The 24413-nt window shown below is 71.3% G+C and carries 12 protein-coding genes; 4 read left to right on the top strand and 8 right to left on the bottom strand.

The features are described 5' to 3' along the window. The 3 genes from AB0367_RS04025 to AB0367_RS04035 all read right to left on the bottom strand — a co-directional run. The coding region (locus AB0367_RS04025; protein WP_366225114.1) for a type I polyketide synthase at nucleotides 1–1781 on the bottom strand (1781 nt) is incomplete at its 3' end. Nucleotides 1782–1810: 29 nt separating this feature from the next. Further along, nucleotides 1811–7345 (bottom strand): type I polyketide synthase, encoded by a 5535-nt coding sequence (locus AB0367_RS04030; protein ID WP_366224668.1) that lies wholly within the window; start codon nucleotides 7343–7345, stop codon nucleotides 1811–1813. Next, on the bottom strand, nucleotides 7345–15666 hold the full coding sequence (locus AB0367_RS04035; RefSeq protein ID WP_366224669.1) for a type I polyketide synthase: 8322 nt from the start codon (nucleotides 15664–15666) through the stop codon (nucleotides 7345–7347). Before AB0367_RS04035 ends, AB0367_RS04030 begins: the two co-directional genes overlap by 1 nt. 259 nt (nucleotides 15667–15925) lie before the next feature. Between AB0367_RS04035 and AB0367_RS04040 the strand changes: the two genes are divergently transcribed. Next, entirely contained in the window at nucleotides 15926–16882 is a 957-nt protein-coding gene (locus tag AB0367_RS04040) for a hypothetical protein (RefSeq protein ID WP_366224670.1), read from the top strand. Between the two features lie 2 nt (nucleotides 16883–16884). After that, nucleotides 16885–17979 carry a hypothetical protein gene (locus tag AB0367_RS04045; protein ID WP_366224671.1) on the top strand — a complete coding sequence of 365 codons (1095 nt, stop codon included), beginning with the start codon at nucleotides 16885–16887 and terminating at the stop codon, nucleotides 17977–17979. Nucleotides 17980–18040: 61 nt separating this feature from the next. Here AB0367_RS04045 and AB0367_RS04050 read toward each other — a convergent pair whose 3' ends face one another. Genes AB0367_RS04050 through AB0367_RS04060 form a run of 3 tightly spaced genes read right to left on the bottom strand, consistent with a single transcriptional unit; the run spans nucleotide 18041 to nucleotide 20558 of the window. Next, nucleotides 18041–18826: an ABC transporter permease gene (locus tag AB0367_RS04050; RefSeq protein ID WP_366224672.1), complete on the bottom strand. Its 786-nt coding sequence runs from the start codon at nucleotides 18824–18826 to the stop codon at nucleotides 18041–18043. After that, nucleotides 18823–19596, bottom strand: a complete 774-nt coding sequence (locus AB0367_RS04055; RefSeq protein ID WP_366224673.1) for an ABC transporter permease — start codon at nucleotides 19594–19596, stop codon at nucleotides 18823–18825. The genes AB0367_RS04050 and AB0367_RS04055 overlap by 4 nt, the downstream gene beginning before the upstream one ends. Beyond that, nucleotides 19593–20558 (bottom strand): ABC transporter ATP-binding protein, encoded by a 966-nt coding sequence (locus AB0367_RS04060; RefSeq protein ID WP_366224674.1) that lies wholly within the window; start codon nucleotides 20556–20558, stop codon nucleotides 19593–19595. The genes AB0367_RS04055 and AB0367_RS04060 overlap by 4 nt, the downstream gene beginning before the upstream one ends. 24 nt (nucleotides 20559–20582) lie before the next feature. Between AB0367_RS04060 and AB0367_RS04065 the strand changes: the two genes are divergently transcribed. Both AB0367_RS04065 and AB0367_RS04070 read left to right on the top strand, forming a co-directional pair. Further along, entirely contained in the window at nucleotides 20583–20921 is a 339-nt protein-coding gene (locus tag AB0367_RS04065; RefSeq protein WP_366224675.1) for a hypothetical protein, read from the top strand. Nucleotides 20922–20937: 16 nt separating this feature from the next. Continuing rightward, nucleotides 20938–21759: an SAM-dependent methyltransferase gene (locus AB0367_RS04070; RefSeq protein WP_366224676.1), complete on the top strand. Its 822-nt coding sequence runs from the start codon at nucleotides 20938–20940 to the stop codon at nucleotides 21757–21759. A 63-nt stretch (nucleotides 21760–21822) separates the two neighbouring features. Here the strand turns inward: AB0367_RS04070 and AB0367_RS04075 are convergent, their stop codons facing one another. Then, complete coding sequence (locus AB0367_RS04075) at nucleotides 21823–22602, bottom strand: hypothetical protein (protein WP_366224677.1); 780 nt, start codon at nucleotides 22600–22602, stop codon at nucleotides 21823–21825. 102 nt (nucleotides 22603–22704) lie between these two features. Beyond that, complete coding sequence (locus tag AB0367_RS04080) at nucleotides 22705–24072, bottom strand: hypothetical protein (RefSeq protein WP_366224678.1); 1368 nt, start codon at nucleotides 24070–24072, stop codon at nucleotides 22705–22707. Nucleotides 24073–24413: the final 341 nt, after the last annotated feature.

A 24413-nucleotide genomic window follows, 5' to 3' on the forward strand; every position in this document is an offset into this window, starting at 1 on the left:
CACTCCACCATCCGCTGGGCGAACACAGCAGACTGCTCCCACAACTGCCGCGCCATACCCACCCACTGCGAACCCTGACCCGGAAACACGAAGACCACGGAGCCGGGCTCCGCCGCCACGCCGCTGACGACGTCGGATCCGGTGTCGCCGGTCGCCAGGGCGGTCAGCCCGTCCACCAGGGCGTCCCGGTCGCCGGCGACGACGGCCCGGTGTTCGAACGCGGCACGCGTGGTGACAAGGGCATGTGCCAGGTCGAGCGGCTGGGCGACGCCGTCACGCAGCAGCGGCAGCAGTTGCCCCGCCTGGTCACGCAGGGCTTGTGCGCTGCGGGCGGAGAGCACCAACGCGACCGGGCCCGGGTGCGGTGCGGCCCGGTCGACGGGTTCGGCGGGTTCCTCGACGGTGGGGGGTTCCTCGATGATCAGATGCGCGTTCGTGCCACTGATCCCGAACGACGACACACCCGCACGCCGCGGCCGCTCCCCCCGCTCCCACACCACCGGCTCAGCCAACAACGACACCGCACCAGACGACCAATCAACAAACGGCGACGGCTCATCCACATACAACGTCTTCGGCAACACACCATGACGCAACGCCTCAACCAACTTGATCACACTCGCCGCACCCGCCGCGGCCTGCGTATGACCAATATTCGACTTCACCGAACCCAACCACAACGGCCGCCCCACCGGCCGACCCTGCCCATACGTCGCCAACAACGCCTGCGCCTCAATCGGATCACCCAACCGAGTCCCCGTACCATGCGCCTCAACCACATCCACATCCACCGCGGACAAACCCGCATCCACCAACGCCGCCCGAATCACCCGCTGCTGCGACAACCCATTCGGCGCCGTCAAACCATTCGACGCACCATCCTGATTCACCGCCGAACCACGAACCACCGCCAACACCCGACGACCATTCGCCAACGCATCCGACAACCGCTCAACCACCAACAACCCAACACCCTCGGACCAACCCGTACCATCCGCAGCCGCCGAAAACGACTTACACCGACCATCCGCAGCCAGCCCACCCTGCCGAGTGAACTCCACAAACGACGTCGGACGAGCCATCACCGTCACACCACCAGCAAGCGCCAAACCACACTCACCCCGCCGCAACGCCTGCGCCGCCAAATGCAACGCCACCAACGCCGACGAACACGCCGTATCCACCGTCAACGCCGGGCCCTCCAAACCCAGCACAAACGACACCCGCCCCGAAAGCACACTCCCCAAATTCCCGACAAGCTGCTGACCACCAACATCATCACAGCCATCAAGAACCAACCCATACTCGTGACTCAACACCCCAGCAAAAACACCCGTACGCGAACCCCGCAACGACAACGGATCAATACCCGCCCGCTCAAACGCCTCCCACGCCGTCTCCAACATCAACCGCTGCTGCGGATCCATCGCCAACGCCTCACGCGGAGAAATACCAAAAAACTCCGCATCAAACTCCGCCACATCATGAAGAAACCCACCCTCACGCGCAGCCGACCGACCCTCACGACCAGGATCCGGATCAAACAACCGCTCCAAATCCCAACCCCGATCCACCGGAAACCCAGAAACCCCATCCCCACCCGACCACACCAAATCCCACAAACCCTCCGGCGACGACACCCCACCCGGAAAACGACACGCCATACCCACAATCGCCACCGGCTCACGCGCAGCCGCCACCAACTCACGATTCTGCCGACGCAACCGGGAAGACTCCTTCACCGACTCCCGCAAAGCAGAAACCAACGCCTCACGCGACATCTCCGCCGAACCGCCACCCTGCAAAGCCATCAGGACTCAACACCCTCGATCGCCAAACGGACCAAATCCGCAACATCCATGTCATCGATCACACCGTCGTCCTTCGCCACAGTGGCGGAGGCGCCGGCCTGGGCACCGAGCAGTTCCAGCAGACCCGGCAGCAGTCCCGCTTCACGCAGCCGGCTCACCGGCACCGCGGCGAGCTCGCGGCGGAAGCGGGCCTCGTCGAAGTCGTCCTGCTCGGGCTCCGCGGGCGCGGTGAGGAGCTCGGCCTGCAACAGCCGGGCCAGCACGACCGGTGTCGGGTGATCGAACACGACGGTCGGCGGCAGGTTCAGCCCGCTCGCCCTGTTGAGCCGATTGCGCAGTTCCAGAGCGGTGAGCGAGTCGGCACCGAGCTCGATGAAGGTCCGGTTCCGCGGCACCTGGCCGGCACCGGCGTAGTCGAGCACCGCGGCCGTCTCGACGCGGACGAGGTCCAGCAGCACCTTCTCCCGGTCACGCGGGCTCAGCGTGGCGAGTCGCCGGATGAGCAGATCCGAGTCGGCGACGCGTTGCTGGGGCGTCCGCCGGACGCGCACCAGGCCGCGCAGCAGGGGCGCGGGGTCGGCGCCGAGGGCGCTCGTGTCCACCCGTGCCGCTATGACGTGGCCGGCGTCGTGGCCGAGGGCGAGGTCGAACAGGCGCAGTCCTTCGGCATCGCTGAGCGCGCCGAAGCCGAAGCGCGCGACCCGGGCGAGGTCCGCCGCGCTCAGGGTGGCCGCCATGCCGCTGTCCGCCCAGGCTCCCCAGCTGAGCGAAACGGCGGGCAGTCCTTGCTCGCGCCGGTGCCGGGCCAGCGCGTCCAGGAACGCGTTGGCCGCGGCATAGCCGGCCTGTCCGGCGTTGCCGTAGACGCCCGCGATGGAGGAGAACAAGACGAAGGCGGTCAGGCCCGCGTCGCGGGTGAGCTCGTGCAGGTTCCACGCGGCGTCCACCTTGGGCCGCAGTACCCCGTCGACGCGGTCTGTGGTGAGCGCGCCGATGATTCCGTCGTCGAGGACGCCCGCGGCATGCACCACCGCGATCAGCGGATGCGCGGCCGGGATCGAGGCGAGCAGCCCGCCGAGCGCGTCGCGGTCGGCGACGTCGCAGGCCGCGATGGTGACCTCGGCGCCGAGGCCGGTCAGGTCGGCGCGCAGCTCGTCGGCGCCGGCGGCCCGCGCGCCGCCGCGGCTGACGAGCAGCAGGTGGCGCACCCTGTGCTCGGTGACGAGGTGACGGGCGAAGAGCCGGCCCAGCGCACCGGTCGCGCCGGTGACGAGCACGGTGCCGTGCTCGGGCCACGACGGAAGGCCGGCAGCTGTGGCGACGACGGGGGCGAGCCTGGCGGCCAACGCAACCCCGGCGCGGATGGCGAGCTGTGGCTCGTCGGCACCGAGGACCTGTGGCAGGGCCCGCACGGACGCCGGCTCGGCATCCACGTCCACGAGCACGAACCGGCCGGGGTTCTCGGTCCCGGCCGTCAGCAGCAGGCCCCGGGCCGCCGCGGCGGCCAGGTCCGTGACGGTCTCGCCGGGCGTCGCCGCGACCGCGCCACGCGTGAGGGCGATCAGCGGGACAGCGGCGAACCGGTCGTCGGCGAGCCAGGCCTGTGCGAGCCCCAGCGACTCGTGGCACGCGGCGCGGACCGAGGCGGCCACGTCGGCGTCGTTCCCGCTTGCGGCGCCCGCCAGCGGGAGGAGCACCGCGTCCGGGACGGTGGCACCCGCGTCCAGCGCGGCGGCCAGCGCCGTCGGGTCCGGGTACGTGCGGGCCTGCTGCCCGGCGGCGGTCAGCTCCAGCGCCAGGTCCTGGCGGTCGCCGAGGACCGCCCACACGGCCGTGGCGTGCTCGGCCGGTACCGCCGTCCAGTGCATCTGGAACAGCGGATCCGGTTGCCGGCCGAGCTGGTTCACGCTGACCGCGCGGAGGGTCAGCGACTCCACCGAGACGACCGGGCGGCCACCGTCGTCGGTCAGCGTCAACGACACGGCGTCCGGCCCGATCGCGGCGACCCGGACCCGGACGGCCGACGTCCCGCGGGAATGACGGCGCACCCCGGTCCAGACGAACGGCAGCCGGGTCTGCCCGGTGATCGGCAACGCGCCCAGTCCGATCGCATGCAACGTCGAGTCGAGCAGCACCGGGTGCAGCCCGTATCCGTCGGCCTGCCGAGCCTCCTGTTCGCCGAGGCCGATCTCGGCGAACACCTCGGTGCCGGACCGCCACACCGCGCGCAACCCCTGGAAGGCGGGACCGTAGTGCAGCTGGTGCTCGGCGACCTCGTCGTACCAGCCGGTCAGGTCGACCACCTCGGCCTCGGCGGGCGGCCAGACGGCAGGGAAGTCGACGGCGATCGGGTCGCTCGAGGAGATGGTGCCGGCCGCCACCCGGTTCCAGTCGTCGCAACCGGTGGGGCGGGCGTGCACGGCCAGAGGCCGCCGCCCGGCCGGGTCTGCCTCAGCCACCAGCACCTGGACGTCGACCGCGCCGCTCTCCGGCAGATGCAGCGGGGCCAGCATCGTGAGCTCGTCGAGGGTGTCGGCGCCGAGGCGATCGGCGGCCTCGAGCGCCAGTTCCACCAGCCCCGCGCCTGGGAACAGAACGTTGTCCCCCACCCGGTGATCGGTGAGCCAGGGGTGGGTGTCGCGGGCGAGCCGTCCGGCCAGCAGCAGGGTATCGGTGCCGGCCGGGCGTACGGCCGCGCCGAGCAGTGGATGGCCGGCGGCGTCGAGACCGAGATCGGTCGCATCGGCGGGTCCGCGCCGCGCCGGGCTCGGCCAGTGACGCTTGCGTTCGAAGACGGAGCTGGGCAGGTCGACGCGCCTGGCGCCGGTGTCGGCGAGCAGGGCCGCCCAGTCCGGCACGAAGCCCCGCACGTGCAGCCGCGCGAGGGCGATCAGGAACGACCGCTCCTCTGACTGTGCCTTGCGCAGCGCCGGTACGAGCTCGGACGTCGTGCCCTCGATCTCGGCGACGCACTCCTGACCCATGGCGCTCAGCACGGCGTCGGGGCCGATCTCGAGATACGTCCTGACCCCGATGTCCTGCAGCTGGCGCATGGCGTCGCCGAAGCGCACCGCTTCCCGCGCGTGCCGTACCCAGTAGTCGGCCGAGCCGATCTCCGCCGCGGAGACCAACTCCCCGGTCAGAGTGGACACCAGCGGCAGGCGGGGCGAGTGATAAGTCAGCGTCTGCGCCACCGCCCGGAAGTCGTCGAGCATCGGGTCCATGCGCGGCGAGTGGAACGCGTGACTGACCCTCAGCCGTCGCGTCTTGTGCCCCTGCGCGGCGAGCCGATCGGCGATCTCCAGCACCGCGTCCTCGTCGCCGGACAGCACCACCGCCTGCGGTCCGTTCACGGCTGCGATCGCGACACGCCCCGTCCGCCCGGTCAGCAGGGCGGCCACCTCCTCCTCGGTGGCCCGGACGGAGACCATCGCACCGCCTTCGGCAAGCGCCTGCATGAGCCGGCCGCGAGCCGCGACGAGGGTGACCGCGTCGCGCAGCGAGAGCACCCCGGCCACGTGCGCCGCGGCGATCTCCCCGATCGAGTGGCCGGCGACGCGGCGTGGCCGGATACCGGCATGCCGCAGCAGCTGGAACAGGGCGACTTCGAAGGCGAACAGGCTGGGCTGGGTGAAGATGGTCTGGTCGAGCAGCTCCTGGTCCCCCGAGGACAGCACGTCCCGCAGCGGCCGGCCGAGCTGGTCGCCGAAGGCGGCGCAGACCTCGTCCAGTGCCTTGGCGAAGACGGGGAAACGAGCGGCGAGCTCCCGTCCCATGCCGGCGCGCTGCGCCCCCTGTCCCGTGAACAGCAACGCGAGCTCTCCACCCGGGGGCGTGCCCTGAACGACCCGGGCGTTGGTACCGCCTCCGGCGAGCACCTCGAGGTCGTCGAGCATGGTGTCGCGGTCGTCGCCGATGATGACGCCGCGGTGCGACAGCGTGGCGCGGGTGGTGACGAGGGAGAAGCCGACGTCCGCGGGACGCTCCTGCGGACGGGCGAGCAGGTGCGAACGCAGCCGCTCGGCCTGGCGGCGCAGTGCCTGGGGGCTCGCCGCGGAGACGGGCCACACGACGGTGCCGGATGTCTCGGCGCGCTCGGCGCCGGCGCTGTCCGGTTCCTCGACGGTGGGGGGTTCCTCGATGATCAGATGCGCGTTCGTACCACTGATCCCGAACGACGACACACCCGCACGCCGCGGCCGCTCCCCCCGCTCCCACACCACCGGCTCAGCCAACAACGACACCGCACCAGACGACCAATCAACAAACGGCGACGGCTCATCCACATACAACGTCTTCGGCAACACACCATGACGCAACGCCTCAACCAACTTGATCACACTCGCCGCACCCGCCGCGGCCTGCGTATGACCAATATTCGACTTCACCGAACCCAACCACAACGGCCGCCCCACCGGCCGACCCTGCCCATACGTCGCCAACAACGCCTGCGCCTCAATCGGATCACCCAACCGAGTCCCCGTACCATGCGCCTCAACCACATCCACATCCACCGCGGACAAACCCGCATCCACCAACGCCGCCCGAATCACCCGCTGCTGCGACAACCCATTCGGCGCCGTCAAACCATTCGACGCACCATCCTGATTCACCGCCGAACCACGAACCACCGCCAACACCCGACGACCATTCGCCAACGCATCCGACAACCGCTCAACCACCAACAACCCAACACCCTCGGACCAACCCGTACCATCCGCAGCCGCCGAAAACGACTTACACCGACCATCCGCAGCCAGCCCACCCTGCCGAGTGAACTCCACAAACGACGTCGGACGAGCCATCACCGTCACACCACCAGCAAGCGCCAAACCACACTCACCCCGCAGCAACGCCTGCGCCGCCAAATGCAACGCCACCAACGCCGACGAACACGCCGTATCCACCGTCAACGCCGGGCCCTCCAAACCCAGCACAAACGACACCCGCCCCGAAAGCACACTCCCCAAATTCCCGACAAGCTGCTGACCACCAACATCATCACAGCCATCAAGAACCAACCCATACTCGTGACTCAACACCCCAGCAAAAACACCCGTACGCGAACCCCGCAACGACAACGGATCAATACCCGCCCGCTCAAACGCCTCCCACGCCGTCTCCAACATCAACCGCTGCTGCGGATCCATCGCCAACGCCTCACGCGGAGAAATACCAAAAAACTCCGCATCAAACTCCGCCACATCATGAAGAAACCCACCCTCACGCGCAGCCGACCGACCCTCACGACCAGGATCCGGATCAAACAACCGCTCCAAATCCCAACCCCGATCCACCGGAAACCCAGAAACCCCATCCCCACCCGACCACACCAAATCCCACAAACCCTCCGGCGACGACACCCCACCCGGAAAACGACACGCCATACCCACAATCGCCACCGGCTCACGCGCAGCCGCCACCAACTCACGATTCTGCCGACGCAACCGGGAAGACTCCTTCACCGACTCCCGCAAAGCAGAAACCAACGCCTCACGCGACATCTCCGCCGAACCGCCACCCTGCAAAGCCATCAGGACTCAACACCCTCGATCGCCAAACGGACCAAATCCGCAACATCCATCTCATCGATCACACCGTCGTCCTCCATCGCGGTGGCGGAGGACAACGGGACGGGCGAATCGCCCTCGGTACCGCCGTCGGCGCCGCCCTCGCCGGTCAGCTCCCGCACCAGATGCCGGGCGACCTCGATCGGGCGGGGATGCTCGAAGATCAGCGTTGCCGGCAGCCGGAGGCCCGCGGCCTGGCTGAGGCGGTTGCGCAGGTCGACCGCGGTCAACGAGTCGAGACCGAGCTCGTTGAAGGCACGATGCACGTCGACGGCTTCCGGCCGGTCGTGACCCAGGACGGCTGCCACCTCGGCGCGGACGAATTCGGCCAGCAGCCACTCGCGGTCCTCGGGTTCCACCAGAGCGGCGAGTCGTCCCCGCAGGTCGGGCCGGTCCTCGGCGGTCGCGGCACCGCGGCGCGAGGCACGGATCAGACCTCGCCACAGCGCAGGGAGGCTCACGTGATCGCGGCGCTGCGCGGACAGGTCCAGGCGCATGGGAGCGACGGTGGCCCGGCCGGTGGCGAGGGCGGCGTCGAGCAACGCCAGCGCCTCCTCGTCGGGCATCGCGACGAGGCCGTTGCGGGCCAGCCGCCGGCGGTCCGCCACCGAGAGCCCGCCCGTCATCGCGCTCGTCGCCGCCCACAGCCCCCACGCGAGGGACAGCGCCGGCAGGCCCGCCGCGTGCCGGCGCACCGCCAAGGCGTCCAGGAAGGCGTTGGCCGCGGCGTAGTTGCCCTGTCCCGCCCCACCCAACACGCCGGTGGCCGACGAGAACAGGATGAACGCCGACAGGTCGTGATGCGCGGTCAGCTCGTGCAGGGACCACGCCGACGCGGCTTTCGCCTGGAAGACCGTGTCGACGTCCTCCGCCGACATGTTCGTCACCGTCGCGTCGCGCAACACGCCCGCCGCGTGCACCACCGCCGACAACGACGGCACAGCCGCCAACGCCGATGCCAGCGCCGGGCGGTCGGCCACGTCACATGCCACGACGTCGACGCGGGCCCCGGCGTCGCTGAGCTCCGTCACCAACTCCGCCGCGCCCGGGGCGACCGGGCCCTGGCGCGACAGCAGCACCAGATGCCGCACGCCCCAGCGCCGCACCAGATGCCGCGCCAGCAACCCGCCCAGGGTCCCGGTGCCGCCGGTGATCAGCACCGCGCCGTCGCCCAGATCGGTCATGCCGTCGCCGTCGCCGGTGACGATCGGGGCCAGCCGGGCCGCCGACGCCTGGCCCGACCGCACGATCATCTGGTCCTCGGAGCCCAGCAGGTCCCACACGCCCGACGCGCTGAGCACCCCCGGTAGCTCGGCTCCCGGGTCGCCGCCCACGTCGACCAGCGCGAACCGGCCCGGATGCTCCAGCTGCGCCGAGCGCACCAGGCCCCAGACCGCCGCACCGGCCGGATCCGGCACCGCCTCGCCGACCGCTGCGCGGGTCACCACGACCATCCGGGAGTCCGTGAATCCGTCGCGTCCCAGCCACTCCCGCATCGCGGAAAGGACCCGCCACACCACGGCGGCGGCGTCCGCGGGCAGATCCGAGCCGGTGTCGAAGGTGCGGCAGTCGACGAGCACGGCACCCGCCGCCACGGCCGGCGTCGCCGCACCCGCCCAGGCCACCCACGGCACGGATACGTCGACAGAGCCCGTGACGGGGGTCCAGCGGACCTCGTAGAGGCCGTCGGCGCGGCGCGCGGCGGCCAGCTGGCCGGGCGCGACGGGGCGTACCGTCAAGGAATCGACCGTCAGGACAGGGTCACCCTGCGGGTCGGCGACGGACACCGAGACCGCCTCGCCACTCAGACGAGCGATCCGCACCCGCAAGGCGAGTCCGCCGGTGGCGTGCAGGCGGATGCCGGTCCAGGCGAAGGGCAGGACCGTCGGCCCGCTGAGCAAGCCGGGAAGCAACATGGCGTGCAGCGCGGCGTCGAACACGGCGGGATGCACACCGTAGCGCTCGTCCGGCGCCTCGGTGTTCATGGGCAGGGCCACCTCGGCGAAGACCTCGCCGTCGCGGCGCCAGGCCGCCCGCAGTCCCTGAAACGCCGGACCGTAGCGGTATCCGCGCTCTTGCAGATGGGCGTAGAAGTCGTCGACGGGGACAGGCTCGGCGCCTGCGGGGGGCCAGGACACCGCCAGGGCGTCGCCCGGCTCGGGACGCCCGCCCTCGGCCAGTGTCCCGCCGGCGTGCTGGGTCCACCCGCCCGCCGACAGTTCGTCGGCGGCGCGGGAGAAGATGCCGACCGGCCGGCGGCCGTCGACGGCCTGGCCGATCACCACCTGCAGGCTGAGCGCACCCTCGCGGGGCACCACGAGGGGGGCCAACAGGGTGAGCTCCTCGACCAGGTCGCAGCCGACCTCGTCGCCCGCGCGAAGCGCGAGCTCGACCAGCGCGGTGCCCGGTACGAGGACGGTGTCGCCGATGGCGTGGTCGTCGAGCCACGACTGCGTGTGCCTGGACAGCCGGCCGGTGAGCACTACGGCGGCGTCGGTTCCGGCGACCTCCACCACGGCGCTGAGCAGCGGGTGTCCGGCGGCGCGCAGCCCGGCCTCGGCGAGGTCGGTGGACCGGTCGGCGGCGAGCCAGTAGCGCCGACGCTGGAAGGCGTACGTCGGCAGGTCCACCACTCGCGCCGCGGTCCCGGCGAAGGCACCGGACCAGTCGACGTCCGCCCCGTGTACGTGGGCGGCCGCGAGACTGGTGAGCAGCCGGGAGCGGCCGTCCTCCCCCCGCCGCAGCGTCCCCAGGACCGCGACCGGCCGGCCGAGCGCATCCGCGGTCTCCTGGATCGCGGGGATGAGCACGGGGTGCGGGCTGACCTCGATGAAGAGCTCGTGCCCGGTGTCGAGCAGAGCGCGTACCGCGGCGTCGAACCGCACGCTGTCGCGCAGGTTGCGCTGCCAGTGAGCGGCGTCGACGGTACCGTCGAGCCTGGCCCCGCTGACCGTGGAGAAGAACGGCACCGCGGCCGGCCGCGGGACGACCGACGCGGCCGCCTCGGCGAGCGCGGCGGCGACGGTCTCCATCTGCGCGGAGTGGAAGGCGAAGCCGGCGGTGCCGGGCCGGGTCCGGATCCCGTCGGCGGCGCAGGCCGCCGTGAACTCGCCGAGTCGCCGCGGGTCGCCCGCGACGACGACCGACGCCGGCCCGTTGACGGCGGCGATCTCAAGCCCGGCGGTCGCGCCGAGCCGGCCGCGGACCTGGTCGGGGGTCAGCGCGACCCAGGCCATCGCGCCCTTGCCGGCCAGGCCGGAGGCGTGCAGCAGCCGGCCACGGGCCGCGATCAGCCGGGCCGCGTCGGGCAGGGAGAGCACGCCGGCCACGCACGCAGCGGCGATCTCGCCTCGGGAGTGTCCGACCACCGCCGCCGGGCGTACGCCGTGGGACTCCCACATCGCCGCCAGCGACACGCTCACCGCGAACAGCGCGGGCTGACCCACATCCACCCGGTCGAGCGACGGTGCGCCGTCCTCGCCGCGGACGACGGCGAGCAGTGACCAGCCCGTGTGCGGGGCGAGGGCCGCCCCGCATTCGGACATCCGGGCCGCGAACGCCGGCGAGATCTCCAGCAGCTGCCGGGCCATGCCGGTCCACTGCGAGCCCTCACCGGCGAAGACGAAGACCGGACCTGCGGTAACCGGGCGACCACGGACGACCCCGGCCGTGGAACGGCCCTCGCCCAGCGCGGCGAGACCGTCGAGCAGGTCGGTTCCGCTCCGCCCGAGCACGACGGCGCGTTGGGCGAGGTGGCTGCGGGTGCTCGCCAGTGACCAGCCGACGTCGATCGGGCCCAGGTCCGCCGCGGTGCCGGCGAGCCGCCGGGCCTGCGCGGCCAGCGCGGTCTCGTCCCGGCCCGACAGCACCCAGGGGACGAGGACGTCGCAGACCGGCGCCGGCGTCGGTTCGGCGGCGGGCCGCGCGGTCCCGGCGGAGTCGGCAGGCTCGGGGTACTCGAGGATGACGTGAGCGTTGGTGCCGCTGATGCCGAACGAGGACACCGCCGCCCGACGCGGTCGTCCCACAGGTGGCCAGGGCCGCGACTCCCTCAGCACCTCGACCGCTCCGCAGGACCAGTCGACGTGCGGCGACGGCTCGCTGACGTGCAACGTACGCGGCATCATCCCGTGCCGCATCGCCATGATCATCTTGATCACGCCGACCACTCCGGCCGCGGCCTGGGTGTGGCCCACGTTCGACTTGATCGATCCCAGCCACAGCGGCCGGTCCTCGGCCCGGTCCTGCCCGTAGGTCGCCAGCAGCGCCTGCGCCTCGATCGGATCGCCCAGCCGGGTACCCGTGCCGTGCGCCTCCATGAGATCCACGTCCGCGGCCGACAACCGCGCGTCGGCCAGCGCCAGCCGGATCACCTGCTGCTGCGACGAACCGTTCGGCGCCGTCAGCCCGTTCGACGCACCGTCCTGGTTCACCGCCGACCCGCGGATCACGGCCAGCACCGCGTGTCCGTTCGCCACCGCGTCCGATCGCCGTTCCAGCACGAGCATGCCGACGCCCTCGGCCCAGCCGGTGCCGTCGGCGTCCGATGAGAACGCCTTGCAGCGCCCGTCCGGGGCCAGGCCGCCCTGCCGGGAGAACTCGACGAAGATGCCCGGAGTGGCCATCACCGTCGCGCCGCCGACCAGCGCGAGGGAGCAGTCCCCGGTGCGCAGCGCCCGAACCGCCAGGTGTAGCGCCACCAGCGACGACGAACAGGCGGTGTCGACGGTGATCGCCGGGCCCAGCAGGCCGAAGGTGTAGGCGATGCGACCGGAACCGACGCTGGTGGAGGTGCCGGTCAGCCGGAGCCCGTCGGTTCCCTCGACCGGCTCGTGCAGGCGGGGGCCGTACTCCATGGCGGTCGCGCCGACGTACACGCCCACCCGATCGCCGCGCAGCCGCTCCGGGCGGATGCCGGCCTGTTCCAGCGCCTCCCATGAGGTCTCCAGCAGCAGCCGCTGCTGCGGGTCCATCGCGATCGCCTCACGCGGACTGATCCCGAAGAAGTCGGCATCGAAGTCCGCCACGTCGTCCAGGAACCCGCCGCGGCGCACGTAGCTGCTTCCGAGCCGGTCACTGTCGTGCAAGGTGGCGAGGTCCCAGCCTCGGTCCGTGGGGAACTCGCTGGTGGCATCGACACCGTCGACGACGGCCTGCCACATCCGCTGCGGTGACGTGATACCAGCGGGCAGCCGGACGGCCGTGCCGACAATCACCACCGGGTCGTCGTCCGCCGCAGACGTCTCCCGCGCGGCCGCGGGCCGCGCCGGCTCGGTGTCGCCGCGCAGCCGCCGGCCCAGGTGGGCGATCAGCTCGTCCGGAGTCGGGTGGTCGAAGATCAGGGTGCTCGGCAGCCGCAGGCCGGTGCCGCGGATGAGCAGGTCCCGCAGCTCCACGCCCAACTGGGAGTCAAGGCCCAGCTCCTTGAACGTGCGCCCGGCGGGCAGGTCCTCGACGGTGCCGCGGCCGAGGACGCGAGCGATCTGGACGCGTACCAGGCGCGCGATGTCGCGGTCCGGTTCCACGGCCGGCTCGGCGGCGGTGTCCCCCGGCGTGACCACCGGGACCCGCCGGTCGTCGGCCGCCGGTTGCTCGGGCGCCTCGATGCCCGGCTGCGGATCCGCCAGCCAGTAGCGACTGCGCTGGAAGGCGTACGCGGGCAGGTCGGTCCGGCGGGCTCCCGAGCGCGCGAAGAGGGCCTCGCCGCCGATCGACGCGCCGTGCACGTACAGGGCGCCGAGCGAGGCCAGGAAGCGATCGGGGCCGCCGTCGCCGCGGCGCAGCGTGCCGATCGTGGCCACTGCCCGGCCGGCCTCCTCGGCCGTACCGTCGATCGCGGCGAGCAGCACGGGATGGGGACTCGCCTCGACGAATCGGCCGAACCCGGCGTCCAGCAGGCTCCTGGTGGCTTGGGCGAACTGCACGGGCTCCCGCAGATTGCGGTACCAGTAGCCGGCGGTCATCGTCTCGCCGTCGATGAGCTCACCGGTCACCGAGGAACAGATCGGGATCTCGGCGGCATGCGCCCGCACGTCGGCGAGGGTTTCGAGCAGCTCGTCGCGCACCAGCGCCACCTGGTGAGAATGCGAGGCGTAGTCGATCGGGACGCGCCGGGCCCGTACGCCGGCACCCGCGCAGTCGGCCAGCACCGCGTCCAGCACCGCGGGCTCACCGCCCACCACCACGGCCGAGGGGCCATTGACAGCGGAGATGACGGCCCTGCCTCCGTACGGCGAGATCAGCTCCTCAGCGCGGCTGCGGTCCACCGCCATCGACACCAGGCCGCCTTTGCCGGACAGGTGACGCAGCACCCGGCCACGCAGCGCCACCACCTTCGCGGCATCGCCTAGCGACAACGCGCCCGCGACGCAGGCCGCGGCGATCTCACCCTGGCTGTGGCCGAGGACCACGTCCGGCACGACCCCGTACGAACGCCACAGCCCGGCCAGCGACACCATCACCGCGAACAGGGCCGGCTGGACCACATCGACCCGCTCCAGCGACGCGGAGCCCGCCTCGCCCCGCAACACACCGGTCAGTGACCAGTCGACGAACGGCGCCAACGCCCGCTCGCACTCGGCGATGCCCGCCGCGAACTCGGGAACGGCTTCCAGGAGCGCGGCGGCCATGCCCGGCCACTGCGGGCCCTGACCGGGGAAGATGAACGCCGTCCCGGCGGACCGGACGGCCACGCCGGTCTCGAGGGAGGGGTCGGCGTCGCCGCTGGCCAGCGCCCGCAGGCCCCGCAGGAGCGTGTCGCGGTCCCGTCCCGTCACCGCGGCTCGGCTTTCGAAGGCCGTACGCCCGGTGAGCAGCGAATAACCGACATCGACCGGTGCGACACCGGGACGCTCGACAAGGTGGGCGTGCAGCCGGGCGGCCTGACCGCGCAGTGCATGCGTGGTGCGGCCTGACAGCGCCCACATCACCGGGTCGGCCCGATCGCCGGCGGCATCCGGCTCCGGCGCGGGCGATGCGTCACCGGCGGGGCGCCGGGCCGGCCGCGGCGCCTCCTCGAGGACCAGGTGCGCGTTCGTGCCGCCGATGCCGAACGAGCTCACCCCGGCGCGGCGGAGGTCGCCGGTCGCCGGCCAGGGGCTCGACTCCCGCTGCACACTCAGGTTGAGCCGGTCCAGCGGGATGGCCGGGCTCGACGTGACGAAGTTGAGGCTGGCGGGCAGCATCTCGTGCTCCAGCGACAGGATCACCTTGAGCAACCCGGCCACCCCGGCGGCCGCCTCGAGATGGCCGATGTTCGTCTTGACCGAGCCGACCCGCAGGGGCTGTCCGCTGGGACGGTGGACGCCGATCGCCGCGCCGAGCGCGGCCGCCTCGACCGGGTCGCCGACCGCGGTCCCCGTGCCGTGCAACTCGACGTACTGCAGCTCGCCGGCGGGGACGCCGGACCGCCGGAGCGCGAGCTCGATCACTTCCCGCTGGACGTGGGCGTCCGGAACGGTGAGGCCCTCGGTCGCGGCACCGTTGTTGGTCGCGCCGCCACGGATCACGCATCGCACCCGGTCCCCGTCGGCGAGGGCCCGGTCGAGCGTCTTGAGCAGGACGAGGGCGCCGCCTTCGCCGCGTACGTATCCGTTGGCGCGCGAGTCGAAGGTGTGGCTGCGGCCGTCCGCAGAGAGCGCACCGGCCGCGGCCATCGCCAGGGCGGTGTCCGGCGCGAGGTTGAGGTTGACACCACCGGCGAGCGCGGCCGTGCACTCACCCGCGCGCAGGCTCTCGCAGGCCTGATGGACGGCGACGAGCGACGAGGATTGGCCGGAGTCGACGATCAGGCTGGGCCCGCGGACACCGAGCAGGTATGACAGCCGGTTGGCGATCAGAGAGCGCAAGCTGCCGACGGCCGAGTGTGTGGTGATCGCGGCTGTGCCGAGCCGGCCGCGCAGCAAGGCGTAGTCGTCCAGCGCGACCCCGACGAACACCCCGGTCCTGCTGCCGCTCAGGACGGCGGGCACGACGCCGGCGTGCTCCAGCGCCTCCCAGCCCAGCTCCAGCACCAGTCGCTGCTGCGGATCCATCGCCGTGGCCTCGCGAGGTGAGATCCCGAAGAAGTCGGCGTCGAAGAGGCTCGGATCATCGAGGAACGCACCCCAGCGCGCGGCCCGGGTCTGCGGTGTCGAAGCGAGCGCGGCGGCGTCCCAGCGGTTCGCTGGAACCTCACCGACCGCGTCCCGGCCCTCGCTCAGCAGCCGCCAGAACGCGGCATGATCACTGGCCCCGGGAAACCTACAGGAATATCCGACAATCGCGACAGGAGCGATGGAATTCATATCACTCATTTTCACGCCGACTTAATTGCCATCAGTCGTTCTCTGCCTGCTCGCCATCGGCACAGAGCACGGAATTGCGCCACGACAGAAATAGTGCCAGTCACCGATATCGTATCGATAGCGTCCGCCGAGACACCGGTCCGCGGCCTTGCCCGCCCATGCGGCAGTGGGTACGGTGGTGGCCGGATCCCATCTCGTAGTTAATCGTGACGATTGTTTTCCGGATTTCCAGAACAATGTCTTAACGGGAGATACGGCGATGACCCTGGGTTATCTGTTCGGCGGTGGCGTCGGAAACGAACCGCGAGGCGTCGATCTGTACCGGACCTACGCCGTTGTGCGGAACCTGTACGAGCAGGTGGCGCAATGGACCGGCCACACGGTTGGCCAGATCCTCGACGAGGACCTGCCCGAGGCGCCCGAGGCGCGGCAGAGCGTGGGCACCGTCCGCGAGGCGGCCCACGCCATCGCAGTACACGACGTGCTCGCGGAGCACGGGCTGCGACCGGCGGCACTGGGTGGACTCAGTCTCGGCGGCATGTCGGCCGCCAGCCTGTCCGGCGCCATCAGCCGTCAGGCCCTGTTCGAGATGCTCGCGCACGCCCGCGGCACACCGGAGCAGCCGGCCGGCACCCCCGAGCAGGGTCTCGCCCTGGCGTTCGCGCCGATCGGCGGGGACACGGGCCGCTACCGCGGTGACGGACGCCCGGGCGTATACCTGGCCGGGCAGTTCGGGCCGACGGCCGATGGCGCCACGCTGATCCTCATGCTCTCCGGCGAGCGGGAGGCCCTGGAGAAGCTCGGCGCGGACCTGCCGCAGGGCGCGCTCGTCGTGCTCCCGGGCCGGACGCTGGCGATCCACTCGCCGCTACGCGGCCCCTTCCGCACGTTCATGGCGCCGTACATCGACGCCATGCCGTTCGCGGCGCCCGGGCTGCCGCTGATCTCCTGCCTGGATCGCAAGGTGCTGGTCACCGCCGAGGACGTCCGCGACACGTTCTACCGCAACCCCACCGACCCGATCAACCTGGTCCACATCCACGAGGCCATGAAGGACGAGGGCGTCCGGCTGGGCCTGGTCATGGGCGGTTCCATTCCTGACGGCGTCCTGCGGTTCCCGTTCCCGGTGGTGCACGTCGACCGTCCCGAGCACATCGAGCAGGTCATGACCACGGCCTTCGAGCTGGGCATCGAGATCTCGGCGGGGCGGGCGTGACGGTGACGACGACACACCTGGGCTCCCGCGCCGCCGAATGCGACGCGCTAATCGAGCGATCGCTGGCCACCGATCTGGACCAGTGGACCAGCCACGTGATCCGGCGGCACTTCGATCCGGTGACCGGCTCGCCCTACTGGCTGCGGCGCGCCGCCGAGCTGGACTTCGACCCCCGTGACATCACGCGGTACGAGCACCTCACGGCCTTCGGTCCCTTCCCGCTCGACGTGCTGCGCACGCAGGATCCGGCCGACCTCGTCCCGCTCGCGGTCCCCCGCCCCCTCACCGGCCGGGTCTGGGACAGCGGCGGCACCACGGGTACTCCCTGCCGCGTCTACTACACCCCCGACATGGTGCTGCACCGCGGCGCGTGGCGCCGGTGGTCGTTCGTCGCCGAGGGCTTCCAGCCGCACCGTAGCTGGCTGCAGGCCACTCCGACCGGGCCGCACCTGATCGGCAACGGCACCTGGGAGGCGGGCGAGCTGCACGACGCGCTGGTCTACGCCATCGACATGGACCCACGCTGGGTCAAGCGGCTCATCCGTGCGGGCCGGCTGGCCGAGGCGCAGGAGTACAGCGACCATCTGGTGGAGCAGATCGCCGACGTGCTGCGGCCCGGCCGCATCGACTACCTCAACACCACGCCCGCCCTGCTGCAGGTCCTGATCCGCCGGCACCCGGACCTCGTGGCGGGCCTGTCCGGCGTCCGGCTCAGCGGCACCCAGATCAGCCCGGACATGTACCGCGACTTCGTCACGGCACTGGACGGGGGCATCTGCGGCCGCAGCTACGGCAACACCTTCGGCAACGCCGCCGGCCTGCCACCGTCGCAGGACGGGGAGATCCTGCCGTACGCCCCCAACTATCCACAGGTGACGATGGCGGTCGTCAAGCGCGACGATTGGTCGGCCACGGTCGCGTACGGGGCCAGCGGCCAGGTTCGCCTGACGGTGCTGCACGAGGACCTGTTCCTGCCCAACGTCCTCGAACGGGACCAGGCCCTGCGCCACGACACCGGGCCGGATTGGCCCACTGACGGCGTGGCCAACATCCGTCCGCTGCAGGTCACCACGACCGCCCCCGAGGGCCTCTACTGATCGCCGGCGAGGTCCGCACGTAACGACGACAGCGCCGACGGTGGGCCAGACCTCGGTGAGTTCAGGCCACGTCGAGGGTGGCGTGGCGGCGGCTTTCCCGCTCGAACCAGGCCAGCATGGCCAGGCCGGCGGCAGCGAAGAGCAGCCCGAGCCCGGCCTCGGCGTACAGGTCGCCACGGACCTCGCCGAGGGTGGCGCCAGCCGCGACCCGCCGGGCCGCGTCGATGCCGTGGGTCAGTGGCAGCCAGTGCGCCACCGCGGCCATCCAGGGCGGCAGGGCAGACAGCCGCACGTTGACGCCGGCGAAGATGAGCAGGATGCCGAACAGGATGTTGGGCAGCACCGCCGTCTCGCGCACGCGCAGGGCGAGCGCCGCGTTGGTCAGGCCCAGTCCGGTGCAGGCGAACGCCGACACGGCCACGACGAGTGTGAGCGGGACGGCGGATTCCGGCCGCAGGTGTACACCCAGCAGCACCGCCCCCGCGAACAGCGCGACGACGGACACGACGAGCCCGTTGACGATGACGGGCAGCGCCCGGCCGAGGAACAGTGGGATGCGGGCGGCCGGCGAGGCCAGCAGCAGCGGCAGGGTCGCCTGCTGCCGCTCGCCGCTGATCGTGTTGCCCATCGCGAACAGGCACGGGATCGCGGCATACTGCACCGCGTTGCCGATGACGAAGAACGCGTCGTCCTCGGCGCCGGCGGCCCGCCCGACGTAGGCGAAGAACAGGATCTGGAAGATCGGCCCGAGGATGAACGTGGGCACGAGGATCCACGGGCTCAGCCACGAGAACAGGGCCCGGTAGCTGGTCAGTCCACCGATGAAGAACAGCCGGAGGGCGTTCACGACAGCGCCAGGGTCGCGTTGGCGCGGGCCGAGTGCAGCAGCCGGCGGGCGAGCAGTATGCCGGCGATGCCGTACACCACGGCGAGGCCGAGGCAGGCGGCGATGCCCGGCAGCGGGTTGCCACCGACCGCCGCGGCCCGGACCGCCTCGATGCCCCAGGTCGGCGCGAGCAGCCACGACACCGGCCGGGTCCAGCCAGGCAGCAGGGACAGCGGCACCAGGAAGCCGCACAGCAGCCACACCGGGAACTCAAGCGCCGTGCCGAGCGCCCACGCCGTGCGGTACCGCACGGAGGAAACGGCGACGAGGAAGCCCAGGACGCCGACCGCGGCCACGGTGGCCAGGCACGCGGCCACGAACGCCATCGGGTGCCGCACCGCGATCTCGATGCCGAACACGAACCGGCCCCACAGCAGGGTGGCGACGAGACTGTACGCGCCGACGGTGGCCATCGACAGCGTCATCGGCAGGATCAACAGCGGGAACGGCGACGGCGCGGCGACGAGCAGTTCGAGAGTGCCCTGACGGCGCTCCTGCTGCAGCGACGAGGCGGCGGTCGTGCTCGTCGATGACCACACGCCCATGATGCTTGCCCCGACCGCCGCCGACAGCAGCGCCGGGCCGGACGCGCCGACGCCGCGGTACATGAGGAATACGGTGGTGGCGAAGAACAGCGGGTACAACACGCCGAGGATGCCGTCGAACGCCGAACGGCTGCGCAGCTTCAGCTGCAGCGCCCACGCGACGGCCACGATGCGCACATACCTCACGACTGCCCCACCAGCTCGATGTAGGCGTCCTCCAGCGTCGGCGGGCGGGTCGCGACCCGCCCGACCCGTGCCCCGTCAAGCAGGCCGAGCACGGCCGGGGTCAGCTCAACGCCGGGCTCGCCGTGGACCAGCAGCACCTGCGCCGGCCCGCGCTCCTGCACGCTCACCGAGCGAACCCCGCCCAGCGCCCGCACCCGGTCGCTGGTGTCCGCCGCCATCCCGAACACCTCGAACTCCACGATGTTGCCGACGCTGACGCGCTGCTTGAGCTCCTCCGGAGTGCCACCGGCCACGATCCGCCCGCCGCTGATGACCGCGATGCGGTGACACAGCTCATCGGCCTCGAACATGTAGTGCGTGGTCAGCAGCACCGTCGTGCCGATCTCCACGAGCGACTTGACGGTCTGGCGCAGCTCCCGGGCGCCGACCGGATCGATGCCGATGCTCGGCTCGTCAAGGAACAGCACCTCGGGCCGGTGCAGCAACCCGCGCGCGATGTGCAGCCGCTGGCGCATGCCCCGCGAATAGCCCTCGACCCGCTCCCGCTCCCGCCCGCTCAGCCCGACCAGCTCCAGCAACTCGCCGATCCGCCCACGCTGCTCGCGGGCCGGCACCGCATAAAGCTCAGCAAAATACCGTAGGTTGTCCAACCCCGACAGCCGGTCGTAAAGCCCCCGGTCGCCGCCAAACACATACCCGACCCGCCGCCGCACCTCCCGTGGCTGCGCCACGACGTCGTATCCGAGCACACGCACCCGCCCACTCGTCGGCAGCAGCAGCGTGATGAGCATCTTGATGGTCGTCGTCTTGCCCGCCCCGTTTGGCCCGAGCAGCCCGAACAGCTCGCCCCGCTCGACGCCGAAGCTGACCCCACGCACCGCCTCGACCACGCGCTCGGTGAGCCGCAACCGGGAACGGGACCGGAAGGTGCGCGTCAGGTCGGCCACCTCAATGACGGGCATACAGCTCCCCTCGTGCGTCCATCTATGGGCGCCGCTGCTGAAACATTCACAGACGTCGAACATAACACCGCCGGCCCGATCGCGATGTCCCGCGCGATCAGCTCGTCGTCGCCCTCGCCCGCCCGGCCCTCGATCGACGCGGTACTCGGGATCGCCACCCCGGCGCGTCACGATGCGGACCCGCTCGCCGCGCTCGACAAGCAGTTCGCCGTGGCGGCGCCGACCGGACCGGCGCCGACCACTTCGCGCTCGGGCGGCGTGTCCGCACCAACCGGGTCGGCGCTTGGTGGTCGCAAAGGCTACGATGAGCGTCACTGCGTCGCATCCTCGCGGCACGGCGCCGGCGAGCACTGTCTTCGATAGCCGGGAGGTCTTGGCTGTGTCCACGAGCGACATCGACCGCACCACACCAGATTCGCGGCTGGACCCCCACACCATGTCCCCCGCCCGGCGCTGGAACTACTGGCTCGGCGGCAAAGACCACTTCCTGGTCGATCGCGAGTCCGGCGACCGAATCGCCGCAGCGTGGCCCGCCATCCGGACGGCGGCCCGGGAAGGCCGCGCCTTCCACGGCCGGGCCATCCGTTACCTCGCTCACGAAGCCGGGATCCGGCAGTTCCTCGACATCGGCACGGGCCTGCCAGCACCCGGCAACACCCACGAGGTCGCCCAGGTCATCGCGCCGGAGTCGCGCGTCATTTACGTTGACAACGACCCCATGGTCCTGGCGCACGCACGGGCGCTCATGATCGGCAGCCAGGAGGGCGCCACCAGTTACATCGACGCCGACGCACGCGATCCGGCCGCCATCCTGAGCGCCCCCGAGTTGACCGCGACGCTGGACCTGCGCCAGCCGGTGGCGATCCTGCTCATCGCGGTGCTGCACTTCATCCACGACGACCAGCAGGCCCGCCAGATCGTCGCAGACCTGCTCGATGCCGTGCCGCCCGGCAGCTACCTGGTGGCGACGAACATGACCAAGGACTTCCTCGACCCGCAGACCGCCGCCACCTTCGACGCGATGTTCGCGCGCGGCCACGCGGACACCTGGCCACGCGACCGGGGCGTCTTCGGCGCCCTCTTCGACGGTCTTGAACTCGTCGAACCGGGCATCGTACCGATCAGCGAATGGCGCCCGGACACCCTTGAGCGCCCAGCGCCGGCGGATGTCGCGATGTACGGCGCTGTCGGCCGGGTGTAGCCACGCCGGCATGACAAACCTGCCGCCCGGAGCCGGCTTTCGACTCCGGGCGGGTCGACGGGGTCACTTGTAGTACAGGCCGGCGGCCTCCGAGGTCTTGTTCCTGGCCGGGCGGGACAGGCCCAGCGGCTTGCCGTGGTCGGAGAAGGTGGTGGTCATGTCGAGCTTGGGCTTGTCCTTGATCTCGAGCTCCATGTGGATCGACGTGACGTTGCCCTGATCGTCGGTCTCGGCGGTGAAGGGCACGGTGTCGATCATGAAGGCGACGACGCCGGGATAGCCGATAGGCATGAAGGGCTTACTGCTGTGCGGGTCGAAACGGCCCTTGAAGGAGTGCGGGCCGGTGCGGGTGGCCTCGGCGATCGTGGTGATGAAGCTGGCCAGGCCGGTCGGGTCGTCGAGGTTGGGGGCGTGCATCTCGGGTGCGCGGGCACGGGTCAGGTCGAGGTGAATCCACTTGTCGGACTCGCGGGTGCGGGTGTAGAGGTCGTGGTCGACGACGAGGCGGTGGACGAAGCCGTCCGAGCGGCCGCCGGCCAGGGTGACCGACTCGTCGATGAGCTTGGCGTCGTGGTCGTAGGCGCCGGTCGCGTCCACGGTGCCGCTGGTCGGCTCGGGGAGGTTGCTCTGCACGTGGTACCGGTACGGGCCCGCCACCAGCCGGCCGAGCGCGGCGACCAGCTCGTCCTTCGCGGGGCTCGCGGTCGGGGACGGACGGGACGTGGCCAGGGTGGGGCGCGGCTGCGGATCCGGATCGGGCAGCCCGAGGCAGCCCGAGGTGGCGAGGGCGACGGCGGTCAGGGCCAGGGCGGCGAGCAGCGGCGTACGGCGGCGGCGTGGCATGTGTGACGACTCCCCCGAGTTCGAACCTGCCATTCGTCCATGCGAATGGCCGCCTCCCCCGGAACGGCTCGAACGGATAGTCCCGAAGGCGCTCCCCGGCCGTCACCGTGCTGCTCCCGCCTCGCCACCCACCGGGGGCGTCGCGCCGCCCCGGTCACGCCGGGCGGCCCGGCGTCCGGAGCGCAGGACCCTCGCCACCATCGCCGGGGTGCTCAGCGCGGCCGGGTCCATGATCAGGTGCTGGACCGAGGTGAACACCTGCCGGACGTCCTGGTTCACCATGGATGCGAGCTGTACCCGCCGGGCGTAGGCGTTGACCAGCGCGACCCCGCGTGGCCGGACGCCCGCGGTCTGCGGGTAGGCGAAGTCGCCACCGGAGGCGAACCGCCACGGCGTCGCGACGACCCGCGCCGCCCGCCGGTGGTACTCGAGGCTCAGTGTCGCCGTCACCGCGGCGTGGCGCTCCAGCAGGCGGCCCAGCTCAACCGCCTCGATGGCCGCGCAGGTCATCCCCTGGCCGTAGATCGGGTTGAAGCTGCACACGGCGTCACCGAGCGCGAGATAGCCCGCCGGGGCGCCGTGCAGCTCCTCGAAATGGCGGCGCCTGCTGACGGGGAGCGTACACACGGTGATGTCGCTGAGAGCCTCGCCGTCCGCCACGATGCCCGCGAGGCCCGGATGCGGCAGGGATGCGGCGTGCGCGGCGAACGCCGCCTCGTCGCGCGGGAAGGCGCTGTGCCAGCCACCCAGCGACACAACCCACCGATCGCCCTCGATGGGCAGGGCCAGCCCGGCGCGCAGCTCGCTGGGCGGATCGGGCAGGGCGAACGCGGCCCGCGCATCGCCGAGGTCGGTGGGCCTGCGACGGTACAGCCGCGTCGCATAGCCGACGCCGATCTTCATCTCGGTGACGCGTGGCTCCCGGTGGCCCAGATCCCGCAGCCACTGCTGGGATCGGCCGCCGCGGCCGCTGCAGTCGACCACCACGCCGGCGTCCAGCACCGTGTCGTCGTCGAGCCGGACGCCGGTGATCCGCTCGCCGTCGCCGACGAGGGCGGACACGGCGATCCCGGTGCGTACCTCGACGCCGGCGAGCGCCCGCACCCGGCGCCGGACGGCGCGTTCGAGCATGGGCCTGCTCGCCGTCACGAGCCGCAGCTGCGTACGGACCCGCGGCCAGATCGCGCCGAAGCGGAAGAAGGACAGGTCCATCCCGGGATCGAATTCGACCGCGCCCGCCGCGACAAGCTCGGCCATGAGGCCGGGGAACAGCGTGTCCAGGGCCCGCTGCCCGGCGACCAGCAGCACGTGCCCGTGTCCGCCCTGGGGCACGCCGCGGCGGGGTTCGGTGTCGTCGGCGAGCTCGTCGCGCTCGATGACGACGACGCTTGCGAAGTGCTCGGCCAGTGCGCGCGCCGCGGCCATGCCCGCCAGGCTGCCACCGATGACGACGGCCCTCCCGCCCATCATGAGGTGCCCCTTCCGGTCGTGACCGCGCCGGCGTCGACGTCGCGGATCAGATCGTGCTCGACCATGCGCAGCAGTTCGTCCGGCAGGCCGCCGCGAAGACCTCGAACGGATACTCACGCACGTCGGGCTGCGCTATCGCACTGTCGCTCATCGCGTCCTCGCACTCGAATGTCGGCTGCGGCCATCTCGAATGAAGCCCATGGCGCACGGCGCGATCCCTCGACGCACTGCGGCGAAGACCATCAGCATCGACCATCGACAACATGACTACGTGTCGTCGACGTCGCCGGAACCTTCCCCAAAGGGTAGATGGAGAGATCGAGGTTCGTAAAGATCTCACG

Origin of the sequence: Dactylosporangium sp. NPDC051484, assembly GCF_040689395.1 — a bacterium.
Taxonomy (GTDB): domain Bacteria; phylum Actinomycetota; class Actinomycetes; order Mycobacteriales; family Micromonosporaceae; genus Dactylosporangium.